The organism is Bradyrhizobium sp. Gha, assembly GCF_900113735.1.
In the GTDB taxonomy this organism is placed as follows: domain Bacteria; phylum Pseudomonadota; class Alphaproteobacteria; order Rhizobiales; family Xanthobacteraceae; genus Bradyrhizobium.
Genome location: NZ_FOQM01000001.1, coordinates 505,855 through 517,880 on the forward strand (window position 1 = coordinate 505,855; position 12,026 = coordinate 517,880).

Genomic DNA, 12,026 nt, shown 5'->3' on the forward strand with positions numbered 1-12,026 from the left:
GGCGTATCTCCCAAAAATGTTATCCGAGGCACCACTCGGTAATATGGCACCCTCGGGCCGGCCCATTCGGCGGCGGAAGGCACCATTTCACGGAAGTTCGCTGCTGTATAGTCATATTATTTGACTATTGAGACGAATGATGTGGAGACAGGGAGGGTACGCACAAATACACGCTTAGCAGGAATTTTCCTGATAATGCAACGCGAAGATGAAGATGATATTTGTGCGGTCCAGCCACTCGGCAAACGCGTTATGTCCCGGACAAGCCCGGGCATAACGCCCTCACAAAAGGAAGGGCGCGCAGTCTGCAGCCGCGAGAGGCAGAGGCGAGGCGCTAGATCAGTTTCCGCTGCGCCAAATTCTTCATCAGGGCGCCGATGCCGAAGGTCCACGGCTCGCACTCGTCGCTGGTGCGCATGCGATTGACGAGCTTGCCGAGCTGGGGGGCAGCAATGGTGACGATGTCGTCGCGCTTATGGGTGAACCCCTGCCCCGGCGCATCGCGATCCTTCACGGGCGCGAACATGGTGCCCAGGAACAGCACGAACCCATCGGGATATTGGTGCACCTTGCCGATGGTCTGCGCGACGAGGTCGGTCGGATCGCGGCTTATCTTGCTGATCGAGGAATGGCCGTCGAGAACGAAGCCGTCCGTGCCCTTCACGTTCAGGCTGATGTCGAGCTTGCGCGCATCATCCAGCGTGAAGCCGTCATCGAACAGGCGCAGCAGCGGACCGATCGAGCACGACGCATTGTTATCCTTGGCCTTCGACAACAGCAGCGCCGAGCGGCCTTCGAAGTCTCGCAAATTCACGTCGTTGCCAAGCGCCGCGCCGACGATGTTGCCGCGGCTCGATACGAACAGCACCAGCTCCGGCTCCGGATTGTTCCAGGTCGACTTCGGATGCAGGCCGGCATCCATGCCGGTGCCGACCGAGGACAAGGTCGGCGCCTTCGTGAACACTTCGGCATCGGGGCCGATGCCGACTTCGAGATACTGGCTCCAGGCGTTCTGATCGATCAGCACCTGCTTCAGGTGCATCGCCTGGTCCGAGCCCGGCCTGAGTTTTGAAAGGTCATCACCGATCAACCGCGTAACCTCTTTGCGGATCGCTTCGGCCGAGGCCGGATTGCCCTTTGCCCGCTCCTCGATCACGCGCTCGAGCATTGAGATCGCGAAGGTGACGCCGGCAGCTTTCAACGTCTGGAGATCGACCGGCGCGAGCAGCCAGGGCTTCCTGGGATCACGGCCATCCGGCGCAGTGTTGGCGACGATCGCCTCGAGATCGCCGATGCGCTCGCCCTTGGTCGTGGCGAGCGCCTTGGCCGGATTGTCCTCTTCACAGAGCGCGCTGATGGTCGGAAACGTCGCAGTGACGTCGAAGACGCCATCGCCGCGCACGGCGACAACGGCCGGACCGTTCGCCTGCGGCAGCCAGACCCGACCGACCAGCGTTCCCTTCGTTCCATCCTCGGGGAGAAGATCTGCAACCGTCAAAATGGTCATGGCCGGCGTCCTCGCTGTTCTTGGATCGGCCGCGTTCGAATGGCGGCCGATCACATTGGCGAAGACCAATAAACGTCTGGCATGGGAAGTCCAGAGCGGCAGGATGCCCGCTGCTATGCGCCTGCGCGTGCCTTCCGGGCGGCAATCTGCTGCAACGCCCAGCGCGCGTTCTTGCGGACATCGGGATCGGCATCGTCGGCGATGACGGCCAAAAATGCCTCACCGTCGGGATGGGCGATCTCGCCGAGCGCGGCGGCCGCTTCCTTCCGCAGATTCGCCTGATCGTGGTTGATGCAATTGCCGATCGGGCGCACCGCGCGCTCGATTTTCATCTTGCCGAGGCTGCGGATCGCCTTCAACCGCACCTGCCAGTAGTCGTCGGAGAGTGAGCTCACGAGCGGGTCGGCGGCAAGCGAGCCGTTGACGTTGAGGCCGAGCGTCTCCGCGGCCATTTCGCGGACCATCCAATCGCTGTCCTTCAGCGCACGCGTGATAGTCTCGGCTGCGGGCTTCATCTGCGAAAATGCCAGCGCGCTAACCGCGGCGCGGCGGACATGCGCGTCGGGATCGTTGATCAGCGCGGTCAGCGCGGGGATGGATTCCTCCAGCTTGAGGAAACCGATCACGCCGATCGCCTGCACGCGCACCGCGGCATCGGAATCCTGCAGCGCCTCCAGCGCCGGCTTCAGCGTATCCTTGCAGCGCAGCTCCTTCAGCGCACGCAGCGCCCCCATGCGAACGAAGGCATGGGCATGCTTGACCAGCGGCAGGATGACATTGGCGCAAGCGGGATCCTTGAACTCGGCCATGCTGTCGGCCGCCGCCGCCGCCACGATCCGTTCCGGATCGACCAGCAGCTTGACCAGCGCACTTGCGGCTTCCGGCCCGTCGAACTCACCGAGCGCCATCGCCACCTGCTGGCGCACGCCGGCGTCGGGATCGGCGACCATCTTGGTGAGATGGACCACGGCTGCGGGATCGCCGGAATGGCCGAGCGCGATGATGGCGACGCGGCGTTCGGCGGGATCTGCCGCCTGAAGCCGCTCGTCGGCGTCTTCGAGATCGTCGTAGGATTCGAACGGGCTCGACATGATCACCTCAACAGATAGGGAATATTGACGGTGACGGCACCGGTCGGGCAATCGGCCTCGCAGGGCATGCAGTACCAGCACTCGTCATAGGCCATGTAGGCCTTGCCGGTCATATCGCTGATGCGCAGCACGTCGAGCGGACAGACGTCGACGCACACGGTGCAGCCCTTGTCGGCAATGCATTTGGCGTCGTCGACGACGACCGGAACCGATGTCTGATGGGACGCGAGAGGCATATCATGTCTCCTGTTGCTATCGTGCGGTGGATCAGGCGGTGGCGCGAATGCGCTGCTTGTCGTAGAGGTCCTTCTCGTCGTCGGCGATCGGCACGACGTAGGGCTCTACGGCACGCTTCTGGCTGGTCATCTTGCCGTTCTGCTTGCTGAGCAGCGTGTGGCAGAACCAGTTCGCGTTGTCCTTCTCCGGAAAATCGGTGCGCCAGTGGTAGAGGCCCCAGCGGCTCTCTTCACGGTACAACGAGGCATGCACCGCCATGTCGGCGCAATCCATGATCGACTGTACTTCGAGGGCACGGAGCAACTCGTGCGCGTTGCGCGCGATCATATGCTCCTGCATGTCCTGCCGGGCTTCGGCGAGGCGACGCATGCCGAGCTCGTACTTGCGCGTGACCTTCGGCGGCTGGAGATAGTCGTTGACCAAACGGCGGGTCTTGTACTCGACCTGGTTCGGTGGGATGCCGTCCTCGCGCTTGGTCGGTGCCATCACGCGATCTCGTTCCCTGGCCACGTCCTGCGCATCGAACTCCGCGAAGTCATGGTTCTCGGCAAATTCCATGGCGTCGATGCCGGCGACCGAGCCGTTGGTAAAGGCGCCCAGCATGTAATTGTGGGGCACGCTCGCCATGTCGCCAGCGGCGTAAAGGCCCGGCACGGTGGTGCGGGCATTGTCGTCGACGAACACGCCGGAGGCGCTGTGGCCGGAGCAGAAGCCGATCTCGGAGATGTGCATCTCGATCGAGTCGTTGCGGTAGTCGACGCCACGCCCCTGCTGGAACAGCCCGCGCGTGGGACGCTCGACCTTGTGCAGCGTGGATTCGATCTCCGAGATGGTGTCGGGGTGGAGGTGCTTGAGCTGGAGGAACACGGGGCCCTTGCCTGACAGCAGTTCGTTGTAGAATTCCAGCATCATCTGGCCCGACCAATAGTCGCATTCGATGAAGCGCGAGCCTTCGTTGTTGGCCGTGAAGGCGCCGAAGGGACCGGCGACATAAGCGCACGCCGGGCCATTGTAGTCCTTGATCAGCGGATTGATCTGGTAGCATTCGAGGTTCGCGAGCGCGGCCCCGGCGTGATAGGCCATGGAATAGCCGTCGCCGGAATTGGCGGCGTTCTCGTAGGTGCCGAACATGTAGCCGGAGGTCGGCAGGCCCAGGCGGCCGGCGGCGCCCATGCAGAGGATCACGGCCTTGGCCTTGATCACCAGGATCTCGGCGGTGCGGGTGTTGACGGAGATTGCGCCGGCGATGCGGCCGTCGGACGATTTCAGCAGCCGCGTCGCCATGTAGCGATTGGAGATCAGAATGCGGGCGCGGCGGAGTTGGCGGTACAGCGCCTTCTTCACGGTCTCGCCGTTCGGCATCGGCAGAACATAGGTGCCGATGTGGTGCACCTTCTTGACGGCGTAGTCGCCATTCTCGTTCTTCAGGAAACGAATACCGAAACTATCGAGCTCTTCGATGATGCTGTAGCAGTTTTGCGCGTATTTGTAGACCGCCTTCTGGTCGACGATGCCGTCGTTGGCAATGGTGATTTCCTTGGTGTACTGCTCCGGCGTCGCGTAGCCGGGGATGACGGCGTTGTTCAGTCCGTCCATGCCCATCGAAATCGCGCCGGAGCGCTTGACGTTGGCCTTTTCGAGCAGGACGACATTGGCCTTCGGGTTCTTCAGCTTCGCCTTCAGCGCCGCCATCGGGCCGGCCGTGCCGCCGCCGATCACGAGCACGTCGCAAGAAACCTCCGAAAGCCCATCGACGATCTGATCTAGTGCCATCACTTGCTCCTGGTTCGCCGATAGCCGGCGCCTTTGCATCAGATTTGTTCAGGTGGCGTCCCGCCGATAGCAATTAGTTGTCGCCGGGCCGCGATTTGCGCTCAGCGCTCGACAAAAGCCTTCTCGATGACGAAATGGCCGGGCTGGCTGTGGTTGCCCTCGACAAAGCCGCGCGCTGAAAACATCGCGGGCAGTTCCTCCAGCATCGCCGGGCTGCCGCACAGCATGATGCGGTCGGTCTCGATATCCAGGCCCGATAGGCCGATGTCGTCGAACAGCTGGCTGGAAGCGATCAAATCGGTGATGCGACCGCGATTCCTGAACGGTTCGCGGGTGACAGTCGGATAGTAGACGAGTTTGTCGCGGATCAGCGGCCCGAAGAACTCGTGGTTGCGCAGACCATCGACCAGGTGCTCGCCATAAGCGAGCTCGGAGACTTGGCGGCAGCCGTGAGCGAGCACGATTGTCTCGTAATTCTCGTAGACATCGGGGTCCTTGATCAGGCTCGCGAACGGCGCGAGTCCCGTGCCGGTCGAGAGCAGGAACAGGCGTTTGCCTGGAAGGAGGTTACCGGTGATCAGCGTGCCTGTCGCCTTGCGTCCGACCAGAATGATGTCGCCTTCCCTGATCTTTTGCAGGCGGGAGGTCAACGGACCGTCCTGCACCTTGATCGAGAAGAATTCGAGCGCTTCCTCGTGATTGGCGCTCGCCATGCTGTAGGCGCGCATCATGGGCTTGCCCTCCACCTCCAGCCCGATCATCGCGAACTGGCCGTTCTGAAAGCGGAAGCCGGGATCGCGCGTCGCGGTGAAGCTGAACAGGGACTCGGTCCAGTGCCTGACCGACAGAACCGTTTCCTTCTGAAATGCGCTCATGGTCTCTCCTCTCAATGACGCACAAAGTTTCGGAGAGAGCGGAACCCGGCAATTCGGAAGTGAAATTCCCGGTGGATTAGTTTCACATTTCGTGGGCGATGATCGAAGCGGAGGCACACCGCCGTGTCGATGCACACTTGCGACGGCAATTAGTTGCTATCCGCGCGCGTCGACGACCGCCTATGGAGGAGCCGGAGGTTCGTCATGACCATGACCCTGGTGGCACCGACGGTGACCGGCTACGAAGCAAGCACCGATTTGGCGACACTTCTCGTGCGGACCACCGAGGGCAAAACGCTCAGCGTTCTTGCCGAGCGGCTCCGTTTATCCTGCAGGTGCGCCCACTGCACCCGCGCGCGCTTCGACGAGCGCTTTCCCGAACGGTTTCCGGGAATTGCCATCACCGAGATCGGCGATCTCGGCTATGGGCTCAACATCTCGTTCTCGGACGGGCATAACAGGGGGATTTACCCAAAGCCGTATCTGCTGAGTTTGGCGGGGCCGTAGGGCTCGATCTCCCCTCGCACTCCGCTGTCATTCCCCGCGAAAGCGGGGAATCCAGTACGCCGGGCCCATCCGCATCCCATTGCTGTCTCTGGAATACTGGATCGCCCGCTTTCGCGGGCGATGACACCGGTGTTAGTGGCTGCCATCTGGCACGGACATTGCTCCTCTTTGGAACGACTTGAACGTTCCGGAGACAGACGATGTTGCAGGCGGCGAGTGCGGTTCGCGGGACTGTTCCCCCGGCAGTCCGGCCTGCGGGCAGCTCCTCGCTGCTGCTGACCGAGAACCAGCAATGGATCGGTGGGCCACCACCTCTGATGGACAAGCTCTCACCGCGCGAGCGGGAGCTGGTGCTGAAGCAGGGCCGGCGAAAGGTGCTTAACCGCGGCCAGACTCTGTTCAGCCAGGGCGGCAAGCATGACGGTATCTGGCTCATCGAAAGTGGCCGCATCCGCGTGTTCTACAGCTCCCCGCTCGGGCGCGAGATCACGCTGGCCTACTGGCACGCCGGGAATTTCGTCGGCGGCCCCGAGGTGTTCGAGGGCACCGTCCATCAATGGTCCGGCGTCGCGTCCAGCAATTGCAGCGTGGTGCACCTGCCCGGAAAGGAACTGCGGTCCCTTGCTGCAGAGATCCCAAACCTTGCGATCGGTCTGATCGAAGGCCTCACCTTCAAGGGCAAGTGCTATTCGGCACTGGCGCAGATGCTGGGAACGCGCTCGATTACGCAGCGCCTTGCACATTTGTTGCTGCACCTCGTCGAGCTCTATGGCGTGGAGGATGCCGATGGCCGGGTGATCGCGGCTGCATTCACCCATGCCGACATCGCCCACATGGTCGGCGCCACCAGGCAATGGGTCACGATCAGCCTGAAGCGGATGCAGGAGAAGGGAATCGTCGTGACCAAGCGGTCCCAGATCGTGGTCTGTCGGACAGACGTACTGGACGAGATGCGCGGCCACGCATCCGACTGAACGAGTTTGCCGGCAAGATCACTGCACAGGCAAGCGGCTTTATAGTGCAGGACTGCTCAAGGAGTATGCAATCAGCTTTTCCCGGCAACTAATCGACTGCGGTCAACATTCCGGATTTGCCCTGTCCACGCCCTCCCCCAATCATGGCAACCACAGCACATCCAACCTGATGAGGATGAGAATGGTCCGCCATCTTCCCACGCTCTCGATCGCGATGTCGGTGACGTCGCTGGCGCTTCTCATTGCGCAGCCGGCCACGGCGGAAACCGTCACGCTCGGTATCGGAACACAGGACACAACGACCAACACGGTGACCGCAGGCGTCGTCATCCGGCGGCTTCATCTTTTGGAAAAATACCTGCCTAAGGACGGCAAATACGCGAACATCAAGTTCGAGCTGGAGTGGCAGAATTTCACGTCAGGTCCGCCCGTCACCAACGCGATGATGGCGAACAAGCTGCAGATCGGCATGATGGGCGACTACCCGCTGATCGTGAACGGCTTCACTTTCGACAGCAATCCCGAGAGCAAGAGCCGGCTGATCGGCATCGCGGCCTACAGCCTCTCCGGCTCCGGCAATGGCATCGTCGTCCACAAGGACTCGCCGTACTACGATCTGGCCGATCTCAAGGGCAAGCTGGTCAGCGTGCCCTTCGGCTCCGCCGCGCACGGCATGGTGCTGAAGGCGATGCAGGACCGCGGCTATTCCTCGGATTTCTTCCAGCTCGTGAGCCAGAGCCCTGAAGTCGGCTCAACCAATCTCCAGGAAAAAAAGATCGACGCGCATGCCGACTTCGTTCCCTTCGCCGAATTGCTGCCGTTCCGCGGCTTTGCGCGCAAGATTTTTGACGGCGTCGAGACCAATCTGCCGACCTTCCACGGCATCGTCGTTCGTACCGACTTCGCCGAAAAGTACCCCGAAGTCGTCGTGGCCTACATGAAGGCGCTGATCGCCGCCAATCAATGGCTACGCGACGATCCCAAGGTTGCATCTGAAAAAATCCAGGAATGGACCGGCATCAACAAGGAGGTCGTCTACATCTTCTTGGGCCCGAGTGGCAACATGACCACCGATCCCACGGTCAAGCCGGCGCTGGTCGATGCGGCCGCCACCGACGTCAAGGTGCTGCAAAACCTCGGACGCATGAAGGAGTTCGATCCGAAGAAATGGGTCGACGACAGCTACATCCGCAAGGCCTATGCCGAGATGAAGCTCGACTATGACGCGCAGCTTGGCAGCACCAAGAACTACGAAATCTCGGGCGAAGACGCTTTCTGCAAGAAGCCGATCACCGATCCGCGCAAGGCCGGTGAAGTCTGGGTGGATGAGGCCGGCATCATGCCGTTCTCATCCGCCGCCTGCACCTTGGGGGCCTATGCCGACTTCAAGGCAAAGGGCAAGAAGATCAACGTCGCCTACGTCTTCGACACCACCCGCGGCATCAAGCTGTTCGCCGACCAGGCCTTCTTCGCGGTCGGCAATGGCGAGGTCGCGCCGTTCCTGCTGAAGACGGACGCGGAGGCCTACGCCGCCAAGATCAGCGGCAAGGTGCTCGGTTTCGACGATGCGGTGAAGGCGGCAGTCGGCGGAGGCAAGACGTGAGCAGTCCCGCCCTCGTCAGACATCCTGAGGACAGCAACATGCCGGCAGCGATTGCCGAGGCGGAGCGCGTGCCCGCCGTCACGCCCCCGGTGGCTCCGCCCTCCTTCGGCACGCTCGCGCTGCGCTGGTACCGGCTGAACCAGGGCCGGCTCCGCGCGACCGCGATCGGCATCATTTCGCTGCTTGCGTTCCTGCTGGTCTGGCACCTGCTCACGACCTATCGCGTCGTGTTCTTCGTGCGCTTCACCAATGTGCCCTCGCCGGTCGCAGTCTATGGGAGTTTCACCAAGGCGATCCACGATCCCAAATTCCTGATGCACATCGTGCTGAGCTGCCGGCGCATCCTCGTCGGCTTCTCCCTCGCGGCCATCGTCGGCGTGCCGCTCGGCCTGATCATGGGTCGATTCAAGCTGGTCCACGAGGTCATCTTCCCGGTCGCGGAAGTGCTGCGGCCGATTCCGGCAATTGCCTGGGTGCCGATGGCGATCATGCTGTGGCCGACCAACGAGCAGAGCATCGTCTTCATCACCTTCCTCGGCTCGTTCTTCCCGATCCTGGTCAACACGCTGCACGGCATGACGCTGGTCGATCCCGTGCTGGTGCGCGCGGCTCAATGTCTCGGCGCACGCGAACGCGCGATTTTCCGCGAGGTGTATTTTCCGGCGTCGTTGCCGCACATCTTCACTGGTCTCACCGTGGGTATGGGCGTCGCCTGGGTGTCGCTGATCGCCGCCGAGATGATCTCCGGCCAGTACGGCATCGGCTACTTCACCTGGGAGGCCTATTCGCTGGTCCAGTATGCCGACATCGCACTCGGCATGATCGCGATCGGCGTGCTTGGTCTCGGATCGAGCCTCTTGATCAGGGGCGCGGGACATCTGGTGATGCCGTGGAGGTCGACGAGATGAGCGAGATGCTTGCGAGCGAACCGAAAGGCCACATCGAGGTCAAGAATTTTTCTCTCAGTTACGACAGCATCGAGGGGCCCGTCCAGGCCGTCACGGACACGCAGATCCATGTGAAGCCCGGCGAGTTCGTCTCGATCGTCGGTCCCTCCGGGTGCGGAAAGTCGACCCTGCTCAACGCGGTCGCCGGCTTCCTCAAGCCCACCACGGGTATTGTCACGGTCGATGGCGAGCGCGTGAACGGCCCGAGCGCCGAGCGCGGCATGGTGTTCCAGCAATATTCGCTGTTTCCCTGGAAGACGGTGCGGGAGAATGTCGAATTCGGCCTGAAGATGCGCGGCATGCCTCGCTCGCAGCGCGAGCGTGCCGCGCGCACCCTGCTCGGGCTTGCCGGGCTCGAAGCCTTCGAAAAGCACTATCCGGAAAAGCTCTCCGGCGGCATGAAGCAGCGCGTCGGCATCGTCCGCGCGCTCGCGACCGGCCCGAAAGTGCTGCTGCTGGACGAGCCCTTCGGGGCGCTCGACGCGCAGACGCGCGTCATCATGCAGCAGATCCTCACCAACATGTGGCAGCGACTGAAGATCTCGGTGCTGTTCGTCACCCACGACATCGATGAAGCGATCTTCCTGTCCGACCGCGTCTACTGCATGACCGCCCGCCCCGGCTCGATCAAGGCGGAGATCCCGATTCCGCTGGAGCGGCCGCGGCAGCAGTCGATGATGATGTCGTCTGAATTTCTGGCGCTGCGTCGCGGGCTGATGTCATTGATTCGCGAGGAGAGCCTGAAAGCGATGGGTGGCGAGATCAACGACATGGGCATGCAGGGGCTGAACATAGAGCTGCACGGCCATTCGCTGGCGGATGTGATTTAGCTTACCCGCCCTGCTTGCAGGGAGAGCGAGTGCACGCGCTTCGCGTCCCTTACTTGAACCAATGCACCAGCGCGATGCTGACGCCGAGCAGCAGCATCAGCGACAGCGTCACCGCCGCGGTCACTCTGCCTCCAACATTGGCGAGCACGCGAACGTCAACCCCAAGGCCCAGCGCCGCCATCGATACCACCGTGAGGAAGCTCGTGATCTTCGTCACGGGACCAACCACCGTGCCCGGGACAATCTCGAGCGACCGCAACGTCGCCAGGGCGAGGAAGCCGAGGATGAACCAGGGCACCAGGCGGAAGAAGCCGACATTGGTCTTCTTGGCGCCGGTCTGCCAGCGCGAGGCGATCAGCGAGAGACCGACGACCACGGGTCCCAGCATCAGCACACGCATCAGCTTGACCAGCGTGCCGATCTGCGTGGATATCAGCCCCGCCGGCACCGTCGCCGCGAGCACCTGCGGCACGGCATAGACAGTCAGCCCTGCGAGGATGCCGTATTGCGTGGCGGTGAGTTGCAACAGCGGAATCAACAACGGCAGGCCCAGCACCATCATCACGCCGAGAATGGCGGTGAAGGAGATCGAGGATGCGATCTCGTCGCTGTTGGCGCCGATAATCGGCGCGACTGCCGCAATCGCGGAATTGCCACAGATGGAGTTGCCGCAAGCGATCAAGATCGACAGTCGCGTGGAGAGGCCCAGCAGGCGGCTGAGGCCGAAGGAGACGGAGAGCGCGATCACGACGACAGCTGCGATCGATGCCAGAAGCGCAATGCCCGAGGCCGCAATCGCGGCAAAGCTGATGGAGGCGCCCAGCAGCATGACCGCGACTTCGAGCAGCTGCTTGGCGCTGAAGGCGATGCCGGCCTGCCAGCGCGGCGCCGGCTTCCAGAAACTGCGCAAGGCCATCCCCAGCAGGATCGCCATGACCAGCGCCTCGACGTAAGGATGTTCGAACACGCCGAGTTCTGCCCGTTCCAGAAGAGCCGAGACGCCGGCAACCGCGATGCACAGGAGAATGCCGGGAATCAGCGCGACGACACGGCCAAAAGCTGTGGTCGGCTTGGCGCCGGCTGGGCTGGATGCTTGATTCTGCGACACAAATCTCTCCCAGAGGAGAAAGATTTATACGCAGGGCGCTCGCGTTGGGGAATAAGTTTTCGGCATATCAGGGCCGAGGGAAGTCGTATTCTCAACCCGGAATAATCGGGCTCAGAACAGCAGGTTCTTGGCCAGGGAAGCCACGTGGCTGAAGCTGTCGTAGACGCCCGGCTGGAAGAACGCCGCGCGCGCGAGCACGATGCCTGCCACCAGGGTCCAGAACACGCCCGTGCCGGCCCGCAGCAGCAGCTTTGATGTGCGCGACTGTGGCTGGGTGTCCGTTGCGGACACCAGCTGCTCGCCGAAGGGCTCAAATCCAGTGCGTTCCATCGCCGTCAATCCATCAAATGCTGGTTGAATGTCGTCGTTTCGGGCCTAAACGGCAATGGAAGCGATTGGCGTTTTTGTCCTCCCGAGGGGAAAGTCCTTCCGTGGAACGGTGCTGTGACAATAGTTTTCTTCTTCCGCCCAATTCGGGCACCGAAGCGCCGCCGGATGCCCGCCGGTTCGCGAAGCGAAGCCGCGTGAGGAGTATCTATCCTTACGAGCAGTGTTGCGAGTGGAAGAGATACCC

The 12,026-nt window shown here is 62.1% G+C and carries 12 protein-coding genes; 5 read left to right on the forward strand and 7 right to left on the reverse strand.

What is annotated here, in order from left to right; translation table 11 throughout:
- Window positions 1-334: 334 nt before the first annotated feature.
- The 5 genes from BM222_RS02455 to BM222_RS02475 all read right to left on the reverse strand — a co-directional run bounded on the left by BM222_RS02455 (window position 335) and on the right by BM222_RS02475 (window position 5,483).
- A complete protein-coding gene (locus BM222_RS02455) occupies window positions 335-1,507 on the reverse strand; it encodes a fumarylacetoacetate hydrolase family protein (RefSeq protein ID WP_092226827.1) in 1,173 nt (390 codons plus the stop codon).
- Between the two features lie 113 nt (window positions 1,508-1,620).
- A complete protein-coding gene (locus BM222_RS02460; protein ID WP_177242954.1) occupies window positions 1,621-2,598 on the reverse strand; it encodes a HEAT repeat domain-containing protein in 978 nt (325 codons plus the stop codon).
- Window positions 2,599-2,600: 2 nt separating this feature from the next.
- Window positions 2,601-2,834 carry a 4Fe-4S dicluster domain-containing protein gene (locus BM222_RS02465; protein ID WP_092226673.1) on the reverse strand — a complete coding sequence of 78 codons (234 nt, stop codon included), beginning with the start codon at window positions 2,832-2,834 and terminating at the stop codon, window positions 2,601-2,603.
- A 31-nt stretch (window positions 2,835-2,865) separates the two neighbouring features.
- Window positions 2,866-4,608, reverse strand: coding sequence for a fumarate reductase/succinate dehydrogenase flavoprotein subunit (locus tag BM222_RS02470; RefSeq protein WP_177242955.1), 1,743 nt, complete (start codon window positions 4,606-4,608; stop codon window positions 2,866-2,868).
- A gap of 101 nt (window positions 4,609-4,709) precedes the next feature.
- Window positions 4,710-5,483, reverse strand: coding sequence for a ferredoxin--NADP reductase (locus BM222_RS02475; protein WP_092226675.1), 774 nt, complete (start codon window positions 5,481-5,483; stop codon window positions 4,710-4,712).
- Between the two features lie 210 nt (window positions 5,484-5,693).
- Between BM222_RS02475 and BM222_RS02480 the strand changes: the two genes are divergently transcribed.
- The 5 genes from BM222_RS02480 to BM222_RS02500 all read left to right on the forward strand — a co-directional run bounded on the left by BM222_RS02480 (window position 5,694) and on the right by BM222_RS02500 (window position 10,344).
- Entirely contained in the window at window positions 5,694-5,990 is a 297-nt protein-coding gene (locus tag BM222_RS02480; protein WP_177242977.1) for a DUF971 domain-containing protein, read from the forward strand.
- Window positions 5,991-6,190: 200 nt separating this feature from the next.
- Complete coding sequence (locus BM222_RS02485) at window positions 6,191-6,964, forward strand: Crp/Fnr family transcriptional regulator (protein WP_092226677.1); 774 nt, start codon at window positions 6,191-6,193, stop codon at window positions 6,962-6,964.
- Between the two features lie 181 nt (window positions 6,965-7,145).
- On the forward strand, window positions 7,146-8,567 hold the full coding sequence (locus tag BM222_RS02490) for an ABC transporter substrate-binding protein (RefSeq protein WP_177242956.1): 1,422 nt from the start codon (window positions 7,146-7,148) through the stop codon (window positions 8,565-8,567).
- Complete coding sequence (locus tag BM222_RS02495; RefSeq protein WP_092226679.1) at window positions 8,564-9,475, forward strand: ABC transporter permease; 912 nt, start codon at window positions 8,564-8,566, stop codon at window positions 9,473-9,475. Before BM222_RS02490 ends, BM222_RS02495 begins: the two co-directional genes overlap by 4 nt.
- A complete protein-coding gene (locus BM222_RS02500; protein WP_177242957.1) occupies window positions 9,472-10,344 on the forward strand; it encodes an ABC transporter ATP-binding protein in 873 nt (290 codons plus the stop codon). The genes BM222_RS02495 and BM222_RS02500 overlap by 4 nt, the downstream gene beginning before the upstream one ends.
- 49 nt (window positions 10,345-10,393) lie before the next feature.
- Here BM222_RS02500 and BM222_RS02505 read toward each other — a convergent pair whose 3' ends face one another.
- Both BM222_RS02505 and BM222_RS02510 read right to left on the reverse strand, forming a co-directional pair.
- On the reverse strand, window positions 10,394-11,452 hold the full coding sequence (locus BM222_RS02505) for a YeiH family protein (protein ID WP_092226681.1): 1,059 nt from the start codon (window positions 11,450-11,452) through the stop codon (window positions 10,394-10,396).
- A gap of 111 nt (window positions 11,453-11,563) precedes the next feature.
- A complete protein-coding gene (locus BM222_RS02510; protein ID WP_092226682.1) occupies window positions 11,564-11,782 on the reverse strand; it encodes a hypothetical protein in 219 nt (72 codons plus the stop codon).
- Window positions 11,783-12,026: the final 244 nt, after the last annotated feature.